Annotated in this window: 22 protein-coding genes; 10 read left to right on the top strand and 12 right to left on the bottom strand. The window is 41.2% G+C overall.

Going from position 1 to position 20,514, the window contains the following annotated elements:
* Positions 1 to 86 precede the first annotated feature (86 nt).
* From V7K35_RS27950 to V7K35_RS27935, 4 genes are all read right to left on the bottom strand, one after another.
* A complete protein-coding gene (locus V7K35_RS27950; RefSeq protein WP_334796594.1) occupies positions 87 to 563 on the bottom strand; it encodes a hypothetical protein in 477 nt (158 codons plus the stop codon).
* Between the two features lie 101 nt (positions 564 to 664).
* Complete coding sequence (locus tag V7K35_RS27945) at positions 665 to 1,102, bottom strand: Crp/Fnr family transcriptional regulator (RefSeq protein ID WP_335066960.1); 438 nt, start codon at positions 1,100 to 1,102, stop codon at positions 665 to 667.
* Positions 1,103 to 1,669: 567 nt separating this feature from the next.
* Positions 1,670 to 2,422, bottom strand: a complete 753-nt coding sequence (locus tag V7K35_RS27940) for an SDR family oxidoreductase (RefSeq protein ID WP_335083515.1) — start codon at positions 2,420 to 2,422, stop codon at positions 1,670 to 1,672.
* 56 nt (positions 2,423 to 2,478) lie between these two features.
* Entirely contained in the window at positions 2,479 to 3,222 is a 744-nt protein-coding gene (locus V7K35_RS27935; protein ID WP_335083513.1) for a 3-oxoacyl-ACP reductase family protein, read from the bottom strand.
* Positions 3,223 to 3,332: 110 nt separating this feature from the next.
* On the opposite strand from V7K35_RS27935, the gene V7K35_RS27930 reads away from it, so the two are divergent.
* The 3 genes from V7K35_RS27930 (at position 3,333) to V7K35_RS27920 (ending at position 6,090) form a co-directional block, all read left to right on the top strand.
* Positions 3,333 to 3,941 carry a TetR/AcrR family transcriptional regulator gene (locus V7K35_RS27930; protein WP_335083511.1) on the top strand — a complete coding sequence of 203 codons (609 nt, stop codon included), beginning with the start codon at positions 3,333 to 3,335 and terminating at the stop codon, positions 3,939 to 3,941.
* Between the two features lie 535 nt (positions 3,942 to 4,476).
* The gene (locus V7K35_RS27925; protein WP_335083509.1) at positions 4,477 to 5,148 is read left to right on the top strand and encodes a cadmium resistance transporter; all 672 of its coding nucleotides are present in this window, start codon (positions 4,477 to 4,479) and stop codon (positions 5,146 to 5,148) included.
* A 291-nt stretch (positions 5,149 to 5,439) separates the two neighbouring features.
* Positions 5,440 to 6,090, top strand: a complete 651-nt coding sequence (locus tag V7K35_RS27920) for a pentapeptide repeat-containing protein (RefSeq protein ID WP_335083507.1) — start codon at positions 5,440 to 5,442, stop codon at positions 6,088 to 6,090.
* Between the two features lie 70 nt (positions 6,091 to 6,160).
* Here the strand turns inward: V7K35_RS27920 and V7K35_RS27915 are convergent, their stop codons facing one another.
* Both V7K35_RS27915 and recJ read right to left on the bottom strand, forming a co-directional pair.
* Positions 6,161 to 6,334, bottom strand: a complete 174-nt coding sequence (locus V7K35_RS27915) for a hypothetical protein (protein WP_335083505.1) — start codon at positions 6,332 to 6,334, stop codon at positions 6,161 to 6,163.
* Between the two features lie 163 nt (positions 6,335 to 6,497).
* A complete protein-coding gene (gene recJ, locus V7K35_RS27910) occupies positions 6,498 to 8,903 on the bottom strand; it encodes a single-stranded-DNA-specific exonuclease RecJ (RefSeq protein WP_335083503.1) in 2,406 nt (801 codons plus the stop codon).
* A 338-nt stretch (positions 8,904 to 9,241) separates the two neighbouring features.
* Between recJ and V7K35_RS27905 the strand changes: the two genes are divergently transcribed.
* The gene (locus tag V7K35_RS27905; RefSeq protein ID WP_335083501.1) at positions 9,242 to 9,574 is read left to right on the top strand and encodes a hypothetical protein; all 333 of its coding nucleotides are present in this window, start codon (positions 9,242 to 9,244) and stop codon (positions 9,572 to 9,574) included.
* Between the two features lie 212 nt (positions 9,575 to 9,786).
* Here V7K35_RS27905 and V7K35_RS27900 read toward each other — a convergent pair whose 3' ends face one another.
* From V7K35_RS27900 to def, 5 genes are all read right to left on the bottom strand, one after another.
* Positions 9,787 to 10,449, bottom strand: coding sequence for a GNAT family N-acetyltransferase (locus tag V7K35_RS27900; RefSeq protein ID WP_335083499.1), 663 nt, complete (start codon positions 10,447 to 10,449; stop codon positions 9,787 to 9,789).
* A 53-nt stretch (positions 10,450 to 10,502) separates the two neighbouring features.
* On the bottom strand, positions 10,503 to 11,333 hold the full coding sequence (locus V7K35_RS27895; protein WP_335083497.1) for a PD-(D/E)XK nuclease family protein: 831 nt from the start codon (positions 11,331 to 11,333) through the stop codon (positions 10,503 to 10,505).
* 219 nt (positions 11,334 to 11,552) lie between these two features.
* A complete protein-coding gene (locus V7K35_RS27890; protein ID WP_335083495.1) occupies positions 11,553 to 11,828 on the bottom strand; it encodes a hypothetical protein in 276 nt (91 codons plus the stop codon).
* 29 nt (positions 11,829 to 11,857) lie between these two features.
* On the bottom strand, positions 11,858 to 12,061 hold the full coding sequence (locus tag V7K35_RS27885; protein ID WP_273762005.1) for a hypothetical protein: 204 nt from the start codon (positions 12,059 to 12,061) through the stop codon (positions 11,858 to 11,860).
* A gap of 10 nt (positions 12,062 to 12,071) precedes the next feature.
* Positions 12,072 to 12,635 carry a peptide deformylase gene (def, locus tag V7K35_RS27880; RefSeq protein ID WP_335083493.1) on the bottom strand — a complete coding sequence of 188 codons (564 nt, stop codon included), beginning with the start codon at positions 12,633 to 12,635 and terminating at the stop codon, positions 12,072 to 12,074.
* Positions 12,636 to 12,759: 124 nt separating this feature from the next.
* On the opposite strand from def, the gene V7K35_RS27875 reads away from it, so the two are divergent.
* From V7K35_RS27875 to V7K35_RS27850, 6 genes are all read left to right on the top strand, one after another.
* The gene (locus V7K35_RS27875; protein ID WP_335083491.1) at positions 12,760 to 13,662 is read left to right on the top strand and encodes a cell division protein FtsX; all 903 of its coding nucleotides are present in this window, start codon (positions 12,760 to 12,762) and stop codon (positions 13,660 to 13,662) included.
* A gap of 26 nt (positions 13,663 to 13,688) precedes the next feature.
* Positions 13,689 to 14,498, top strand: a complete 810-nt coding sequence (locus tag V7K35_RS27870; RefSeq protein WP_335083490.1) for a DUF3598 family protein — start codon at positions 13,689 to 13,691, stop codon at positions 14,496 to 14,498.
* 205 nt (positions 14,499 to 14,703) lie between these two features.
* Positions 14,704 to 15,555, top strand: a complete 852-nt coding sequence (gene modD / locus V7K35_RS27865) for a ModD protein (protein WP_335083488.1) — start codon at positions 14,704 to 14,706, stop codon at positions 15,553 to 15,555.
* A gap of 608 nt (positions 15,556 to 16,163) precedes the next feature.
* Positions 16,164 to 16,841 carry a hypothetical protein gene (locus tag V7K35_RS27860; protein ID WP_335083486.1) on the top strand — a complete coding sequence of 226 codons (678 nt, stop codon included), beginning with the start codon at positions 16,164 to 16,166 and terminating at the stop codon, positions 16,839 to 16,841.
* A 476-nt stretch (positions 16,842 to 17,317) separates the two neighbouring features.
* The gene (gene modA / locus V7K35_RS27855; protein ID WP_335083484.1) at positions 17,318 to 18,262 is read left to right on the top strand and encodes a molybdate ABC transporter substrate-binding protein; all 945 of its coding nucleotides are present in this window, start codon (positions 17,318 to 17,320) and stop codon (positions 18,260 to 18,262) included.
* Between the two features lie 54 nt (positions 18,263 to 18,316).
* A complete protein-coding gene (locus V7K35_RS27850; protein WP_335083482.1) occupies positions 18,317 to 19,069 on the top strand; it encodes a 2OG-Fe(II) oxygenase family protein in 753 nt (250 codons plus the stop codon).
* 208 nt (positions 19,070 to 19,277) lie between these two features.
* Here the strand turns inward: V7K35_RS27850 and V7K35_RS27845 are convergent, their stop codons facing one another.
* Positions 19,278 to 20,486: a hypothetical protein gene (locus V7K35_RS27845; protein WP_335083480.1), complete on the bottom strand. Its 1,209-nt coding sequence runs from the start codon at positions 20,484 to 20,486 to the stop codon at positions 19,278 to 19,280.
* Positions 20,487 to 20,514 lie beyond the last annotated feature (28 nt).

Genomic DNA, 20,514 nt, shown 5'->3' with positions numbered 1-20,514 from the left:
ATGCAACGCCTAAATTTGCTATAGCAAGGGACTGGGGACTGGGTGAAAAGCCTTTTTGTGTTTAAGTTTTATCATCTGTTAATGTCCTAACCACCTTGACTGTTGCTATAACATTTGTAAACACTACCATTATTAATATCTATTTCAGTTTTAAAAAGGTTTTCAAAAGTATAAAGATTAAAAATTGTCTGATGTTCTCGATACTGATGATTGTCTCTACAACTTACCTGAATATCATCAATAGACCAGTTGGCAAAACCAATTCCCTTACAGCTCTTTAAAATTATCCGTATTCCAGGCATTTGGGTTGTTCCTGTTCTCCAACCTTTGGAAGTAATGTAATAGGAGAAAATTCCTTTAAATTGATTATCAGCGAATTTGATTAGTGTCAATTTCATGTCATCCAAAACAAAATGTTCTTGACCTCTATCAAGTATATTGCTAAAGATACATCTATCATTCCATTTATTAAATTTACTGAATGGGTCTGGAGTTTCTACAGGTTTAGAACGTTCTAACCTCTCATAACAAGAAGTTGTCGCTTGTTCTTGAATAGTATTCATCTTAATTTCACATCCATCTGCTAAAAGTGTTGAGATAAACGACTGTAATCGTACCCCAATGATGTGTTATGTCGATAATATTCTTAATAAGTTGCTATAAATTAACGTGAGTTCGACACATTCATATCGTCATTCAATCTGCGAATCAGACGGGATAACTCACGAATGATATTCACCGCAATTTCGGGAGTTTCTTCGATCGCATCATAAAGTTGCTCTTGCGTCAGTTCTAAAAATTCGCAAGGTTCCAAAGTCGTTGCGGTGGCGGAACGAGGTTGAGTATCAAATACTGCCATCTCACCAAAGTATTTTCCCTGTTCTACCTCTGCAAGTTGTTTATTGCCGATGTGAACTTTAACTCGACCTGATACGACAATGTAGAGCGATCGCCCTTCTTCTCCTTGGCGAAAAATTGTGTAATTAGCTGGAAATGACAGTTCGTTCATCACTGAAGTGAGCCGCACTATAAAATCATCCCGCAATTCCTTAAAAATTGGGACTCGCCGGACAAATAATAAACGGTCAACACTAGTTAGCATAATTACAAGTTAAACATCAAACATTACTGTACATTTTCAAACTGAAGCCACGAGATTAGTCATATTAACCGATGTTTAGCACTAGCTGCCAAGAATATCTTAAGGCTTTAGCGACAGAAATCCACTTAGTATGTCTTCAATAGGAGCGATCGCTCTTAAACTTTTCAGATCCAAACTCAGTATCAGGTGTGACCAACTGCTACTCTTTCCTATGCGGTTTAAGAGTGTTACAGCCCCTGTTAGACCTCCATCCCGCCAATTTCTATGTAATGACATTTTTAAAACGAAGATTTTTATCACATTTAATATGTCATACCGTTTCACTTTAATAAAGTAAGCACTTTCGCGATATTTACAACAAGCTGCCTTTTCTCTCACCCTCATAATAATAGGACTTACGCCCACTCTACAAATTCTTCTCTACCAGACGCTGCGCGTTGGTGTCAGCCTCTGGCAGAGATGGCGATAGCCTGCGACAAGCCACTACGTGTCTACGACAAATTAAGCTTCCTGTGATGGGTTGTTTTTTTAACTGGAAGTCCCTATGCCGATCGCTTTGGGGACGCTTCAAATCTGCGCCATGCCCCCATCAACGAAGAGTTCGATGCCGTTGACAAAGCTGCTGTCATCGGATGCAAGGAAGACGACAGCTTTAGCAATCTCGTCTGGCGTGCCCACCCGCCCAAGGGGGATATTCTCAGCCTGACTTGCTACAAATTCCTGCACCTGCTCCTCGCTCAGTCCCAGGAGATTGTAGCCAGGAGTAGGCACGACACCAGGGCTGATGGCATTGACACGAATCTTGCGCTCTTTGAGGTCGAGTGTCCAGTTCCGGGCAAATGATCGCACGGCGGCTTTGGTAGCGCTGTAAACGCTGAACGCTGGGGTGCCCTTGATAGAAGTAATCGAAGCATTGAGGACAATCGAAGCCCCCTCTGGCAACAAAGGTAATGCCTTCTGCACAGTGAAAAGCAGACCTTTGACGTTGGTGTTGAAGGTTTTGTCAAAGTGTTCTTCGGTAATCGATCCGAGCGGGGCAAGTTCCCCACTTCCAGCATTGGCGAAGATGATATCAAGGCGACCTTTCTCTTGCTCAATCGTGGTGTAAAGGCGATCAAGGTCTGCTAGATTTGAGGCATCGCTCTGAACGCCCGTGACGTTTTTACCGATCTCTTTGACGGCGGCATCAAGTTCACTTTGACGACGACCTGTGATGAAGACATATGCACCTTCGGCGACGAATTGCTTGGCAGTGGCAAGACCGATGCCGCTGGTGCCACCTGTAATCAGCGCGATTTTTTCTGAAAGCTTCTGTGACATAGTGATGTTTTTTTTGAATTAGGTTTAGGGATTAGCAAGTCTAGATTACATATCGTTCAAGCTGTAAAGCCACCATCAATCTTCAGGTTGGCACCAGTGACAAAGGCGGCTTCAGGACTGGCGAGATAGGAAACCAAGCCAGCAACCTCATCGCTCTGTCCGTAGCGACCGAGGGCAATTATCTTTTTCAGCCCATCGGCAAAGTTCCCTTCTGCCGGGTTCATATCGGTCTCAATCGGGCCAGGTTGAATGTTGTTGACGGTGATGCCGCGAGGTGCAAGATCGCGGGCGAGACCGCGAGTAAAGCTGGCGATCGCTCCCTTAGTCAACGCATAGACCGAAGTCCCAGCAAAAGCGGTGGAATCACTGCTGACGCTCCCAATCATGATGATCCGTCCACCCTCACCCATGTGGCGAATCGCCTCTTGAGTTGCCACGAAAACGCCCTTGATGTTCACCGCGACGAGTCGGTCAAACTCATCCATCGAGAACTGGTCGATTAAAGCAACAGCGAGAACTCCAGCGTTGTTTACGAGGATGTCGAGGCGACCTAAAGTGTTGACTGTCTCGGCGACGGCGTGTTTCACCGCTTCAACATCGGCACTGTCAGCGCGGATTGCCAAGGCTTTTCCACCTGCCGCTTCGATGGCAAGCACCACCTCGTCGGCTTTTTGGGGCGAACTAGTGTAGGTGAGGGCGACTGCTGCGCCATCGTGGGCGAGACGTTTAGCGATCGCTGCCCCTAAACCGCGTGAACCGCCCGTAACCAATGCAACTTTACCTGCGAGTGTTTTTCCCATAATTTGCTCCACTGAGCATAATAGTTGCCAATCAAGATTTATTTACCAATCGGTACAAAAAGTATCCCCTGATTAAATCTTGCTGTCAAGGAAGTTTTATACTTAAAGGTATGGAAACGAGAAAGTCTCATAGAGTACAGGGACGTCCTCGCGCTTTTGATATCGACGAAGCTTTAGAGCAAGCTTTGCAGATATTCTGGCGCAAGGGCTATCTGGGAACATCCCTTACGGATTTAACAGAGGCGATGGGTATTAACCGTCCGAGCCTCTATGCTACCTTTGGCAACAAAGAAACTTTATTCCGCAAGGTGCTTGATCGCTATAGTGAGAGGCAAACAGCCTACCTTCGTGAGGCACTTGAGGAGCCAACTGCACGTAGAGTCATCGAGCGGATGATGTATGGTGTTGTTGACTTACTGACTAATCCGTGCAATCCCTCAAAATGTCTCTTTGCACTGAGTATGCTTTCATGTCGAGATCAGAAAGATCCGCTCCATCAAGAATTGGCAGAACGCCGAGTCTTAGGCGAGATTGCAATACGCGATCGCTTCGAGCGTGCTTTATCAGAAGGTGACTTGCCGTCTGATATTGATCCTGCTACCCTTGCTCGTTTTGTCGTAACTGTCAACTTTGGAATGTCCGTCCAAGCAGCGAGTGGAGCCAGTCGCGCCCAACTTCTAGAGGTTGTTCAGACGGCATTGCGAGCCTGTCGAATTTAAGGGATTAGCAAAAAAATAAATGGTCAGAAAAAATCAAGGCAGTCTGTAAAAGATAAATCAATTCACGCTGGTCAAATTGCTTGCTTTTTGCACAGTCAGGAGTTGATTTAGGAAGGAAGCAGTCCCCTTGGAAACTACTTCCTCCACTTTTTCTTTGATTATCATTCTTATCTAGATTATGCAGCTTTATTTAATCATTTTTGGGTCATTTATTTTTTTTGTAGTCCCTAAAGTTATTAATCACTTTTATTTATCGTTTTAAAAAACAAGAGTATTTGCTCTTATTTGGTTGCAAGCCATAATATTGACTTCATGAGCTCCCAAGGTACCTTGCTGAGAAATAAAAATACCAATTTGATTGGAGGCGTAGTTTACCGCCGTAGGCATCGCCTCTAAAAACTGGGGAACTGGCTGATGACTAGCGAAGATCGGTTGTCGTTAGGTAAAACAGTCATAAAATCTCCTGAACTGCCCTCATTACCAGAAGCAGAGAAGGACTAAGACAAACAGCATTGAATTATCGTGAGCAAAAATTATGAGTTGGCTAATTAGTACATTTCTTATTGGAATCTCTACCGCTTTTGCAACCACCTTTGACGACAATTTATATTTGACAGCTTTCTTCGGAAAAGTCAATCGCAGCTTTCGTCCTAAGCATATTATTCTCGGTGAATTTCTGGGATTCACTACCTTAGTATGTGCTAGTCTCCCTGGTTTCTTCGGTGGTCTGATTATTCCAAGCAGCTGGATTGGTTTGCTAGGTTTGCTTCCCATCGCCATTGGTATCAGTAATCTCATCAGTCGAGATGATGAAACAGAGACAGTGCAAGCGGTGTCAGTTGACTTAACTCCTGCCAAATCTGGACGTCAGAAGAAATCACTATTAGCAACCATCCGCGATCCTCAAACTTACCGTGTTTCCGCAGTCACCGTTGCCAATGGAGGAAACAACATTGGGATCTATGTACCCTTGTTTGCCAGTACCAATCTTCCAAGTTTGGGGGTAATTCTGTGTGTTTGCTATTTCACTGTTGGGGTGTGGTGCTTACTCTCTTACTACCTGACTCGTAATCCTCTGCTGACTCCGGTTTTAACTCGCTATGGTCGAAAAATCTGCCCGTTTATCTTAATTTACTTGGGACTTTCTATCTTGATTAAAAGTGAATCATATCGACTTTTACCTAGTCTGGCAATGCTTTCCAATTAGGTATAAGGCGATGCCTACAGCGGTAAACTACGCCTACGGTGGGCGCTCCGTACCATCGCACCCGCTCTGAAAACTTGTTACCTGCCGATGCGATGCTAACGACAAGCCCTCCAAGTAACGCTACGCACAGTCACTACCACTAAAGATTTTTTAATCACTTGAATTTATCAATTTCAATCAAAATAATATTTGATGTTATCAATCAATTTATCTAAAGTGAGAAGAAAGCACATTATTGATGGCTCCTATAAAAGCAAGCTCACCACTACAAATCATAATTGGCAGGAACTAATGAATAAACCAAATCCAAAAAAATTAACTCAGTGGATTGTAACAGCAGTATTTCTGGTACTTATAGCAGGATTTTCCCTGCTTGACCAACAAGCAGTTAGAGCTTTAACACTAACACCATCCATACCTACGGAATCTAAACTAGGTCCAGTAATGCCTCCGGTTATATCGCCAATGGAGTCTGTAACTTCCCCGGTAATATCTCCGGTAATATCTCCGGTTGTATCCCCAATAGTGTCTGTAGCAGAAAACGTTAGACGTTTATTGCAAACTAATGAATGTGTCGGATGTAACCTGACTGGAGCAATGCTCAAGGATGTAAACCTGCAAGCGGCAAACTTGGAGGGTGCTAACTTACAAAATGCAGACTTAGAAAGGGCTAACTTGCAGGAAACAAACTTACAAGGGGCTAACTTTCAAGGAGCAGATTTAGGCAAGGTAAACCTTTTGGGAGCAAACCTGTTGGGAGCAAACCTATTTGATGCAGACCTAGAGAAAGCCAACTTGCTGGGGGCAAACCTACAAGCGGCTAACCTACAGGGCGCAGACTTGGAAAAGACAAATCTTACAAATGCAAACATGCAGGGGGTTAACCTGATGGGGGTTGATTTGGAAGATGCTATCAGACCGGAAGGATTCACTGTTCAGTAATTAAACTGAAGTTCTTTGGGAAAATTTAATAAAAAACCTCAAAAGCCTGATTCACTAATGAATACAGGCTTTATTTTAATATTTGAAGGAGCGCGGCGATCGCATATAGCAATCCTATCTGAGTTGTGAAAAATGTAGATAATGAAACGAACCGCCAAGGACGAGCCAGTGCGTTGGGCGGCTGTGCCGACTTGAAGCAACTGGCGTGCCAAGGACGCAAAGGGAAGAAAGAAGAAAGAGACATATAATTTTCACAAATGATTTAGGACTGCTATATATGACACCTACATTGATGAAGATTTACACTTTTAGTGGTGATGCAAAGTCCAAAAGTAGCAGACAAATGGGTTGTAGATGTCGCCACTCAAAGTGCTTTTCACTCGCAGTCTGATAATCCGCAACTTGGGTTAATAATTGTCGGAGCTGGCGATCGCCACAATAGTAGATAAAGGTACTTCGGCAAAATACTGTTGCTGAAATTGTTCTTCTCGGACAGCGGCTAAAAATCGTGCCACTGCTGCATCAGCAAAGCTTTCTGCACTATCGGTTGGATGCCAGCTAATTTGTAAATAAGGGTCTTGTCCTTTGACTGTGAACCCTAAAGATTTTAAAGCTTTGATTCCTACAAGTAAGGTTTGGTTGCTGATGCCGATTTTCTCTAAAAGTTGGACGCGGGTTACTAGTTGATTTGTACGACTGAGATATTTGGCAATTCCGACAAGAGTCAGCCAAATTTGATTGGGTGGTTGGTGGTTGGGTTTAGACCAAGCGATCGCTAATTGTTGCTGATTGTCAAGCACAGACGCAGAGCGGCTTGTTATTAGACATCGCCGCAACCATGTGCGTAAATTATCCCAATTAGTGGGACATTCTTCGATAATCAGTGCTGTTAGCGGTAGCAGGGCGTTTAGCCAGTCCTGAGTCCTGATTCCTGAGTGTTGCTGATTCCGTAAGTCTAAGATTAGTGGTGTTAGCGATCGCGGGGCGTTTAACCCATTTTGAGCATTGAGTGCTGAGTTAACACTGGGACGCACGGCAATTAATCTGATTTCATAACGTTTTTTGAAGGTGTTATAGTCTAGTTCGGCTATGCAATCACACCTTCCTCCAGGCAATTCATCTTTGTAATGTCCCCACCATAAACCAGGAAAAGCACTTATGCCGGAATCATCCCGAATATCAAACTCGGTTTTAATGTACTGTACCTTTTTGCCTTGCCAATCCTGCTGATTCCGATGCCAAGCATTTTCAAACCAGCAGTTTTGAATTAACAATTTCGGAACAGGATTACCCATTCCACAAGGTTCTAGCAGTTTCAGTTCCAAAAATAACTCTTTTCCCAAGTCTGCTACTGTTACCGTCAAGTCTGCTTGCACGGTAGGCGTTAGGGTTGTACTACCTAAATATTGCCGTAACTGCTGATTAATCGCTGCTGTAAATAAAGGAATGTTCTCTACCAACAAACTCAAACCTGCTGCAAAGGGATGTCCCCCAAAGCGATGTAACAAATGTGCTTGGTCTTTCACCAGTTGGTATAAATCGACGGAATTCACCGAACGAGCAGAACCACGGGCGAGGGGAGTAGGGGTGGAATCTTCTTCACTCCCTTCCGTACTCAACAAAATGGTCGGACGACCTGTTTCTTGCGCTACCTGTCCAGCAACTAAGCCCAATACACCCGCAGGCCATTGGGCATCTTCTAGGACTATGACGCTGGTGGTTGATAAGTCTAGTTGAATAAGTTTTTGTGCTACTTGCGCTTGCACATCTTTTTGTAAAGATTTGCGGCGGGCATTTGCGAGTTCTGTAACTTCGGCTAGTTCGTGACAACGTTTGGCATCACGACTAGTTAATAATTCAACGCAGAAACTTGCATCACCTTGGATACGGCTGACGGCGTTAATTCTTGGCCCCAAACCAAAGGAAATATCTGTGGGGCGATCGCCACTTTTCTGGCACAATTCTAATAATCGCCCCACCCCCGGACGCCGACGCGCTGCTGCTGGCTGTTGAAAATCTGCTTGCAGTCGTTGAATTCCCATCTGTGCCAAATAGCGACAATCTCCACTTAACTGCACTAAGTCGGCAATTAATCCTACTGCTACTAAATCTAATAAATCCTCTAATGGATGTTTTGCAATATTAGGCAGACTTTTATATAATGCTTCCACCAACTTATAAGCTACCGCTACCCCAGAAAGATTAAACAGCCGATGTTCCCTTGGCAAATAACGGGGATTAATAATTGCTGCGACGGGTGGGCGTTCGGTGGGTAAGGTGTGATGGTCTGTAACTATTACATCTATACCTAGTTGTTTGGCATAGATAATTTCATCAATGTTTGTGCTACCTGTGTCGCAAGTAACAATTAATTTGCAACCTTGTTTTGCTAAGTTATCAATCCCTTGATTATTGAGTCCGTGGGATTCTTTCAGGCGATTGGGAATGTAATAAATTAACTGAGTATTTTGCTTGAAAAATTCCCCCAATCCATCCCACAGTACAGATGTGGCGGTAATTCCATCAGCATCGAAGTCTCCCCAGATGGCAATTTTTTCTCTGGCGTTATATGCTTGTTGCAACCGGGCGATCGCTAGGTGCATTTCTTGCCCAAACTCAAACGCGCTGGCTGGTTGATAAGCTTTATAGTTGATAAAAGCTGTTAATTGTTGATCGTCTTTAATTCCCCGTTGCCACAATAATTGCGCTGCATATATTCCACTTGATAGGGGTGTATGTTGTTTCACCGCTTGGATGAACCACTCCGGGGGTTGTTCGGTTGCTGCTATAGTCCACTGCTGTTGTTCTGGCATATAAAGAAAGTTAGGAGTTAGGAGTTGAAAGTTAGGAGTTAAAAGTTGATTTATAAAGTAGTTACTGCTTTGCTATCAAGCATCGTTATATAATATGGTGCGTTAGGCGCTTTACTCATGTCTTTGCTGACAAATGATATCGAAAATATGCGCCTAATACACCCTACTATAATTTTATTTTTACTTGATATAGTGGTTCCCAGGTGGATGAAGTACATATCAAAACCTCACCCCCAACCCCTCTCCTTGCTAAGGCTACGGTGTACACACAAGTCCTAAAAACCTAGCTTGATAAGGCTTTCCTGATTGTCTCATACAAAGCATTGTCAGTCGATGCAATGGCATTGTCAGTCGATGCAATGGCATTGTTAGTCGATGCAATGGCATTGTTAGTCGATGCATTAGAATTGTCAGTCGATGCATTAGAATTGTCAGTCGATGCAATAGGATTGTCAGTCGATGCAATAGGATTGTCAGTCGATGCAATGGCATTGTCAGTCGATGCAATAGGATTGTCAGTCGATGCAATAGGATTGTCAGTCGATGCAATGGCATTGTCAGTCGATGCATTGGCATTGCAGGTGCAAGAGACTCATGTGTATACTGTAGCTTTGCTAAGGAGAGAGGAGATAAAGCTGTACCTCATTTTTATTAGAAAACGCTATAAATGACCTCTAAAAGTTTTAACTTCTAACTCCTAAGTTTTGTTAGAGGATGTTTGAAAAGTCATGATTGATGTATCAGATATTTTTACCCCACCCTAACCCTCCCCGATATATTGGGGAGGGAACCGGATTTTCTTATTTCCCCCCAATATATCGGGGGGATTAAGGGGGGTAATAATTCGATTAAAATCACAACATACCACTTTTCAAACAACCTCTTAAACTGGAGATTGATCCCCGTTCGTTTGAGATTCATTTACTAGGGGATTGAGGACTACTTCATTAGCGACACTATCGGGTTTGCGGGCGCGAATGGCAGGACGCGTAGGCGTAGCCCGTCGTAGACATCGCCTGTAACCTGCTCTTTCAGCTTTTTGGTGTTCGTAATCAATTAATCTGCCATAATATTCATGTTTGCTTAAATTCATCGACAAGAATATATGCTGCCGAATATTACCAAAACCTTTGCGGTTAAAAAACTTTAATGCTGAAGTATTGGTGGGATCGGTGTCTACCAGCATAAACCGCGCCCCATCTTCAATCATCCGGGCGACGACTTTATCAACCAACTTGTCTGCAACTCCTTGACGCTGAAACTTCGGACTAACTCCCAACCATAAAATGTAACCGTAAGTCCAGGATGCTTTGGTGATGATCGTTCCCAAAATGAATCCTGCTAATTCTCCGTCTGTTTCAGCCACAAGACAATATTCGGGATCGGTGTTGTAAAGTCCAATCACCTCCCATTCGTCCCAAGTGCGGTATAAATAAGGATATAAATCGCTGGTAAATAACCCTTCTCCCAAGTGGTAAATGGGAGCAATGTCATCAATTCCTAATTCGCGGACATAAATGGCTTCAGTTTCGTCAAAGCTTGACATAAATTTAGAAGTTGTGATTTATTTATACCTCTATTGGATTTTACAAACATCCTCTAATGTATAGGGTTGAGTGAAACTTCTTGAATGCTGTCAAAATTTGGCAATGAGTCTTTCACTGCTTCTTCAGTAGCTTGTGTGCGGAGTTTACCGTCGTAGGCATCGCACCGTTTGGCAAACTGACAATAATCACAGGTTTTGCTACCCTCCACCACTTGGGGAAACTGCTGGTTATTTTGGTAATTTTCCAGCAAAGTAGTTAACTGGTTTAATAGTTGATTAAGTTTCTTTGCTGTTTGTGTATGTTGAGCAGTATTGTAATTAAATTTAATATTTTGCGGTTTACCCTCAGATTGGACAAACCAGTAAGTCATCGAAATATTTTCTGGCAAATAGTCGCTAGTCTCTGCCAATACATACAGATAAAGCCGTGTTTGCCAGTTTGATTGTAACTTGCGTTTATTGGGTGATTTAGGATAAGTTTTCCAGTCGAGAATTTGCGCTTGTTGGTTATCTGCAATCAATAAATCGTAGATAACCGTCAGCAAATAATCCTGAACTTGCAGAGTGCGGAAGTGTTCACTTTCACGGAAAGTTTGATTATCAGATGCAGCCGTTAAAATTTCTGGGGCTGCATCGGCAAAAGCTAGCATCCAGCTTTGCAGTTTAGCATCTGCTTGCAGGAAACTATCAATTGGCAAACCCATTTCTCGCTGCTGCATTAGCAAGTGAAAACGACTACCCAAAGTTTGCCGTTCTTCTTGTTCTGGATTTGAGGGCGAATTGAGTTGTTCTAGATAGGTATGTTGAAATTTACGCGGACAAGCTTCTAGTAAGTTCAGTTGTCCTTGAGACAGTCGCAGTAGTTGAGTGTGAGTTGACAGCATTCTTCTATTCTAGAAGCGATCGCTTTGAATGGAGAAACGACGCCCTTTGCCAGGAAAAGCAATCAAGTTGCTATAAGGGATTACTTGATTGCTTGAGAGGAGTGGTAAACTAATACCATTTCTTTGTGAAGCTGCGCCAAATCTCTTAATTAATTATTTCTTGGCGTACTTGGCGCTCTTGGCGGTTCGTTCTTTATTTCTTGCACTATAGGCGCATCTTCATCCAGGATTGGTATAAGTATGCAATTGCTTTGTCTGAATTAGTTTTGGGTTGTTTGTCTCGATTATATGCACAGATTGCGACTCTAATTGGTTATTAATGTATTCGGCGATTTGGACACCTGCCCCAATTACTTGGGCGATCGAGGCGATAATTGCGAATGCGGCTACGATCCTTAACCGCAGCGCAGTTAATAACACTAAAAGCTTTAGGAGCAGTGGAAAATGGAGAGTAAAAATAAAAGGTAAAAGGGTGAACTTTACGTTTTTGTTCATCCCCTCTACCTTTTTTATGTACCTGATGCTTATTTTATGTTAGCCCTTGCGTCCTTCACTGCGGCAAAGAAAAAGAATCCTGTGAGTGGAATGCTCAATGCCAGGATAATCGCCGTGACTTGGAAACCCAAATCTGGATGTCCGTAACTGAGTTCAAAAATTGAACCGACGGCTGCGATTGCACTTACACAAGAACCACCCAAAAATAAACCGCTTTTTGGAGTTAAATACACTACTAGCCCCCTATACTATTGGTTTCACCGCTTGATACGAGAAGCCATTCTTAGATAGCTCCTGGGCCAAAGTCAAGGAGTTTTCTACACGGTCTACAAATACCACGCCGTTAAGATGATCCATCTCGTGCTGAATGCAGCGTCCCAGAAGGTCATTAGCCTTTAATGTGCGGGGACGGCCGTATTCGTCCTTATAGGCTATTTCCACGACTTCGGGGCGCTTTACGTCCAGGTATACATTGGGAATGCTCAAGCATCCTTCTTGGGCAACAGAGATATCGCGGCTTACTTGTTTAATGGTGGGGTTAATCAGCACCAAAGGCGGATTAGCTGCATTCTCTGGTTCCAGGTCGATGACAATTAGTTGTTTGTGAATTCCCACTTGGGATGCAGCCAAACCAATGCCATCTTTGCTATACATAGTTTGCAACATTTCGCGCACCAGTTGGCGGAGTTCGTCATCTACTTTAGAAATCCGCTTTGCTGCTTGACGCAGCACCCGATTACCTAAATAATGAAGCTCCAAAGGTGGATTTTTTAACTTTTTTTTCTCTACAGCAATTTCAGAGGGCATGAGTCTTGATGGCTAAATGGTGAAAATTCCTACTTTAATTCTATCAAGCTCGTCACTAGTCAGTTATGAGTGCTGAGTTATAAGTTATGAGTTATGAGTTATGAATTTTTGACTGGGGTGACGTGTGTTTAAATCTTTCACAAAACTTGACTACCTGCTCAAAGAAACTTTCCTCGGTTTATTGCGGGGAGGTTGGATGAATTGGGCAGCTATAAGTACTGTTACGGTGTTACTGTTTTTATTCGGCTTGAGTTTGCAAACCTCTTGGCAAGTCGAAAAACTCCTTTACCAGTTTGGTAGCCAGTTAGAAGTATCAGTTTATCTCGAACCGGATACGCGGATCGAAAACATTGAGCCACTGATCGCAAAAATCCCACAGGTAGCGGCTATACAAACTATTACCAAACAGGAAGCTTGGACTAAGTTAGTTAAGGAAATGAGAATTTCTGATATTGAGGGTGCTACCCAGCAGCTAGGTGAGAATCCTCTGGTTGATGAGATGAAGGTGAAAGCTCGTAATTCTCAAGTTGTACCAACTTTAGCAACCCAGCTGGCTAAGTTACCCGGAGTTGATACGGTGCAATATGTTGATGAAGCAGTTAAACGCATTGCCCAGTTGCACCAAGGTCTGAACTGGATTACTTTAACTATTACAATTATTCTGACTTTAACAGCGATCGCAGTGACTACTACGACAATTCGCCTGATTGTCATGGCGCGACGCCAGGAAATTGAAATTATGCAACTAGTGGGAGCAACTTCGGCTTGGATCTACCTGCCGTTTATTTTACAAGGAATTACCTTTGGTTTAGTTGGTGGTGCGATCGCTTGGAGTTTCATTTCTGTGATTCAACAGTTTCTCGGTAAGTTGCTAGCCAATCAACCTGAGTTTATTCAAGCTATCACTAACGGGGTGCAACTCACTCCAGCCCAAATTTTACTATTGCCCCTGATTCTCTTGAGTTTCGGTGCAGCTGTAGGATTAATGGGAAGCTTATTTGCAGTCCGACGTTTTGCTAAAGGTTAGGCATTGAGCATGGGGGAAAAATCGTAATGAAATCGCAATGGGAATGTTTTCTGCAAAATCTCGGTGTCTGGGAAGGTTCATTTACTAGGTTTTCTCCTCAAGGTACGCTTCTGAACGATACTCCTAGCCGTCTTTCGCTGGAGGGTTTGAACAATAACCAGACAGTGCGCCTAACTCTGAGCCGTTCGGGAGGAGATGATGTCAAGAGAGAATATAGTTCTGTGGGAGGGGGTGTGCTGTTTTTTGAAAATGGTTCATTTTCTGAAGGTTTAATTCAGCTAGGGCCATTTTCCGAATTTGGGGCAGAACTCGCTTTTGTTCATGAAAATAGCCGCTTACGTCTGGTGCAATTGTTTGATAAAAACGGTCAGCTAAATGGGCTAACTCTCATTCGAGAACATCTAGCTGGAACACAAACAGCAGAACGTCCACCCTTGCAGATAGATGACTTGTTGGGAGAATGGCTTGGTGAAGCAGTGACAATATATCGAGATTTGCGTTCGCCTGATATTTACTCTACAACTTTGAAAATACAACTTGATGATACTGGGCGATTAATTCAAAGTACTTCTTTTGGTGAACGGAAAATTACTTCAACAGCTACTATCAAAGGTTCCATCGTTCTTTTTGACCAAGATCCCCAAAAGCAGATACAAGTCTTATTGTTACCTGATGGTGCTTCTGCAACTTCTCCGCTCAAGGTACAGTTACGTCAACCCTTATTCTTGGAAGCGGGTTGGTTAATCCAGCCAAACCTGCGCCAACGCATGATTCGCAGCTATAACGAGAAAGGCGAATGGGTTAGTCTGACATTAGTTACTGAAGAAAGGGTGTAAAAAAATTGTCAGCAGAGCTTATAAGTCTGTAAAGGTTGACTCGTAATCCGTCGTACAAGGCACACAGGAAATTATAAAATTATTTTGTTACCAACTATTTTGGGGAATAGTAGTAATTATTACAATTCCTGCAACTTAATAATATTAGGTTTAGTTGTAAATCTTTGTTGAGCTTATATATTTGTAAGCTGATCACAAAACTAAAATGAGTGTTTTCTTCTCAGATGAGGCGATCGCTAAGTTAATTCAGGAAGATGTTCCCTACCTAGATTTGACAACCTACGGACTTGGTATTGGCAAGCAACCTGGTGAAATCGAGTTTTCTACCCGTCATCCAATGACCATTTGCGCTACAGAAGAAGCAGCCAGAGTATTAAAATATTGTGGTGCCGAAGTTCATTATCAAGTGGAAAGTGGTACAGTCTGCCAGGAAAAGCAATTAATTCTTCAAGCTAGTGGCACTGCTCAAGCTTTGCATAGTGGCTGGAGAGTTGCTTTAAATTTGATGGAATATGCCTCCGGTATTGCTTCACGTACCAGAGTATTAGTAGATACTGCCAAAACAGTGAATCAGTCTGTTTCTATTGTGACTACTCGTAAATGTTTTCCAGGTACTAGAACGCTTTCCATCAAGGCAGTTCTAGCTGGCGGGGGCTTTTTTCATCGCTTAGGATTATCCGAAACCGTTCTGATATTTAACCAACACTTAATATTCCTGGGAGGTATAGCTGGGCTAATTGAGCGCATGAATCAATTACGACAACAGTTTCAGGAACAACTTATTTGCATTGAAGTAGATACTCCAACAGATGCCTGGATGCTTGCTCAAGCAGGTGTAGATTTGATTCAGTTTGATAAAATTCCGATCGCAGACCTTGAGCCTCTGGTTTTGAAGTTGAAGCAGCAGTATCCGAACTTAAAACTAGCGGTGGCTGGGGGTATCACCTCTGAAAATATAAAAGATTATGCAAGCACTGGTGTAGATATTTTAGTGACAAGTTCGCCATACTTTGGTAAACCATCTGATATTGCAGTCAAAATGACAACGACCCAGTAGTGCATTTTTAATTTATAAATTGCGAGAAAGAGAGGCAATTTCAAAGTCCCTCTTCCAGCCTTGGGAGAGGGATTTGGGGTGAGTACTTTTAATTTATGCAAGAAGTCTATTCACTGGAATTTCCAATTTACAGATGAGTCTTACTTGTAAACAGTTTATTAGCTTGATAGTAACCTATTTATAAGGCAAACAACCGCAGCAAGCGTCTCTACAATATTAAGCTTAACTATTTTAAAAAGAAATAAAAATTAATTTTGTTAAGGTTTGATTACCAAAAAATATAGTAATTTACTCAATAAGTTGGTATTATCTTCAATAGATTACACAGATACACTTATCCATTTTGAAAACGCAAGTCTAAAAAGAGATTTGCGGCTAATGGCAAGTGATTTATTAGTTTTTAATAACTCATATTGAAAACTAGGTATTTTGTATCGTCTGGTAAGGAGTTGAAAGTTGAACAATTTGAATGTTTGATTTTTTTATAACAACGTTTATTGTCAACTTGCTCAGTTTTGGCGATAACGATACTAATTTTTGGTGAGCAAACAGCTTTGAGCAAAACTATCTAATTTTTCAATATTCAATAGTAAACGGAGAAATGTTTTATGCGTTTTACCCGACAAATACCCATTGCATCTTTTCTATTATCGATGCTGGTTTTATGGCAGCCTAGTTTAGCTGACTCAAGGAGTGATGTTCACTGGAATAAAGAAGAAAAAACACCATCTATTTGGGAGAAAAATAAGTGTCCTGGAGGTTTTTCACAAAGTTTTCGCTTGGGTGGAGAACTCAAGAATCCAACCACCTATAACTTGCAAAGCCTGAAAAACTTGCGAGATGCTTTAAAAAAACAAAATCCACCAGTAGTTACTGAAATCACTGTGAGCTTTCAAACCGGCTCAGGTCCACGAACAGAAACATATTATGGAGTCCCCTTATGGGAATTGATTAATAATCCGAAAGCCGGAGGTGGTCTAAAACCTGGAAATTCTGGTTTGAATCCTAAAAACTCTTTTCTGAGGCAATATGTTTTAGTTGAAGCCACAGATTGCTATGGTGCAGTTGTAGCTATTGGTGAAATTCAACCTAGCTTTGAAGGGAAAACTGTGCTAATTGCATTTGAAAAAAAAGGTAGTGATGGTAAAATCGTGTCTTTAATAGATGAAGGATTTGCTCGTTTAGTAGTTCCAGGTGACAAAGCTGGAGGTCGTTACGTTAGTAATGTGAGAAATATTCTCATATTATCTGCTCCGGCTTCTCCTTTGAAACCAAGATATTTCTAATGGAGAGGTTAAGATTTTTAGTCTTAAGACTATCAGTAATAACTTCTGGAAACATTTGTAAATCTCTTAAGTGTAACTGGTGAAAAGCTTGTTTACACCCACCATGTCTTCAATAATTAACAAAACCCAATACAGTTTGGATAAACTCTTGAGGTAAGGGAGGAAAAAGAGTTCTTGAGCAATAATTATTTCTCCCCCTGCTCAAGAACTCCTCCTATTTGCCTCAACTGATAACTTTCTTAACAAAGCCAGATTGTATAGAACTTACATAATATATAAAAGTTTAATAGTGAAAAAATCAAACTTGAATGTCTGAAAACTTATATTCATATTTATTTACTTTTGTCAATGGTTAAGTATTAATTGTAACAAAGCCAAAATTTGTCTATATAAAGTAATTGACATTTTTCCAACTAAATTGGTAGTCTAAACCTTGAGGAAAAAATATCCAAAAATTTAAATATTTTAGTAAACAGATGAAAAAATATTTTTTGACAGGTTCTTTGGCAGCTTGCGCCTTTAGTGTTCTGATACCAAATCAAGCTTTTGCAGCTAATCTCAACTTATATGGAGCAGGTAGTTTAAGAAATGCACTAACGGAAGTAAGCCAAGACTTCACCCAAGAAACAGGAATAGGAACGAATACAGTATTTGGTCCATCAGGGATTAGAGAGCAAGCAATAGAAACAGAACTCCAACAAGGAGAGCCTACTGCTGATGTCTTTGCTAGTGCAGATATTGGAAATCCCCAAAAACTCTACACTAAGGGGTTGAGCAGTCAGCCAGTGGAATTTACTCAAAACCAGGTTGTAGCGGTGTTTTCCTCAAAGTATTCCCAGGCAAAAATTACACCAAATCAGGTGTTAGATTACTTACTCAATCCCAACATCAAGTTGGGAACTTCAACACCTCTATCAGATCCTCTTGGAGACTACACTCAACAGATATTTACTCAAGCTAATTCAAAAACCCCTGGTAGTTTTGATACCCTGAATAGTAAAGCCTTGCGATTAACAGGTGGAACAAATTCCCCAATAGTCCCATCAGGACAGGACAGCTTAGTGTATTTTCTTGACAACACTCAGCAAGCAGATGTTTTCTTAACTTACTATACTGGCGCGATCGCATCCCAAAAAATTGATCCGAGTCTGCAAGTAGTTGGATTACCAGATTATTTGTCTGTTGCAGCACCATTCGGTTTAACAGTTATCAAAAATGCTGACCCGAATGCAGAGAAACTAGCAGATTATATTTTATCACCCAAAGGACAGGAAGTTTTGCATAAGTATGGATTTGTTAGCCCGACCAAATCAGTACCCGAACCCAATTATGTTTGCGGATTATTACTAGCTGCGGCTATGGGTTTAGCATTTAATAAAAAATCTGCACAGCAAAAGATAGAGATTTCAAATCTTAAATAAATTGTAATTAAAATTGCAGTGATAGGGAAATGATTGTCACTGCCAACAATCAAGATGCTAAATTTAGATGCCATACGTCATATAGGAATGCAGTCAGTTCCATATCGCTATGCTGTGATCGAGAATTTGTTGCCCAAAGAGGCTAGTTTGGAACTTGCTGTTAGCTTTCCCCAAGAAGAGTTTCGCTTATCAAAGGGCGAAGGATATGGATACCTCTGGAGTGAAATGCTTGCTAGTAATGAGGATATTGCCTTGATGTCCAAGTTTTGCGATGCCTGCGGCGGGCGTAGCCATCGCGCTAGTCCTGAGTTGGCAGTTCGCTGGCGCGATCGCATTGCAGACGGAAGATTATCTTCTAATCTTGAGAATCTTAGCGGCATTTGGCGAAAACTGATCGAAGAACTGTGGACACCTGGTTACCGCCAAGCCTTAACAGAAATGTCTGGGGTGGAACTCAAAGACTGTGCAATGGTGATTGGATTTCGTCGATATAATCCAGGGCACTGTCATCGCCCTCATACTGATGAACCATCCAAAGCTCTAACTCATTTACTATTTTTCAATGAGCAATGGCCTATGGATTGGGGTGGTTGTTTGCGAATTCTCTATGACGAACAACCAGAATCCGTCTTCCAAGATATTCCACCACTGAGCCAGCTTTCGGCTGTGATTGTGCAAGCACATAATTCGTGGCACATGGTCACTACTGTGGCATCGGCTGCATCACAGTGTCGATTGGCTCTCAGGGTCATTTTTTTTCATAAGCTCGATGCAGGTACTTCAAAAATTTATACCAATTGCTCATAACTGTTCAACTGTTAAGTGCGATCGCTTCATTACTCATCTGCTAACCACTTTGCGTAGTTGCAACTCATCAGCTTTTGCTTAACCGAATCAATGACCTCAGATGAAAAGGTCGTCATTGATCCACATCGCTGGCATCCAAGCTTAAAGTTAGTCTTAATGTTTGGGCTGCTGTCATCACCCTAAAATAAATGTTAGGTGAGCTTACACTTTATGGTTTTGAAGCAAGATGAGTTCTTACAGATATATATTCTCCATTATATTTAAGAATTCTTAAAATAATTCTTATTAGTAAATCAAAATAATCTTTAAAAAAATTAATCTTCTCATCTAAAGTCAATTTAGGAATTTCTCCTTGATGAAATAACGGATTCCGAACTGAATTTCGCAATTTATCATCTTTTATCATATTCTTTGGAATGAATTTATCAAGGTGTGTGTTTAATTGTCCTAATTTCTGTTGAATATTCTTCCCGATATTATTTTCATCTAATCCTTGACTCAATAAATACTTGAATGTGATATTTTCATAAGCCATGAGCATTGATGCTATCTTAAGATCAATATATTTCTGCTGCTTCATTTCTACCATAAGTCCAATAATAGTATTAATGTCCATATTGGACTGCAAGTTTTTATAATGTTGATAACATTCATTGAATGCTTTAGGTATACCTTCATTAATATGATAATTATCAATCAGACGATTTCGGATAAAACAATTTTTTACAGTATTCTCTATTGAGTATTGAACTATTTTATCATCCATTAAATATTCAATCAATGGAGAAAAATTTGTATTCATACTGAGAACACTTAAAAACCAGCTTATTACTTGAACTTCATTTTCAATAACTTTAATATCCTCATCATAATTTATCGGAATGCTTACAGCAGAAACTAGGGCATTATTTATTCTCTCTATATCAATGAGATCAATTATCCGATTGCTGTTCTCAAGCATTTGAAAACAGAGTTTTTTGCCATTCAGATTTACAAAGAACCCACGTTCGCAATCAACGCTAGAAAAATTAAAGTTACTAAAGTAAGCTCTAGCCAAAGTAGGAACATTATCTGGCTGCACTTTCAGCTTCAAAACTACAGTACTGGGAAGGCAAAACCAGGTCGATTTATGAGGAACTTCCACTTTAGTTATCAATATTTTAATATCGGTACAATTTATCTCCCAAACTTCATCAATCGAGGTTCCAGAAAAAGACTCAACGTTAGTATTATGGCCTAAAAAATGCAAAGATTCTTTTGAGCTTAATACGAAAATAATGTTTCCAGAAACATCTACACACAGTTCCCAAAGGTATTTAGCATTTTTATTCGATATGCCTTCACCACATTTATATTGAATTCTTGAGTATTCGTAAATATCGCCGAGTCTAATTGTAAAGTAATCTTGTCCAAGCATACGTATTTACTAAATGTAGTAGATTCAG

Origin of the sequence: Nostoc sp., from assembly GCF_036917275.1 — a bacterium.
Taxonomy (GTDB): domain Bacteria; phylum Cyanobacteriota; class Cyanobacteriia; order Cyanobacteriales; family Nostocaceae; genus Nostoc.
Note: the sequence above shows the minus strand (reverse complement) of the source record. Positions and strands in the feature narration are given on the sequence as shown.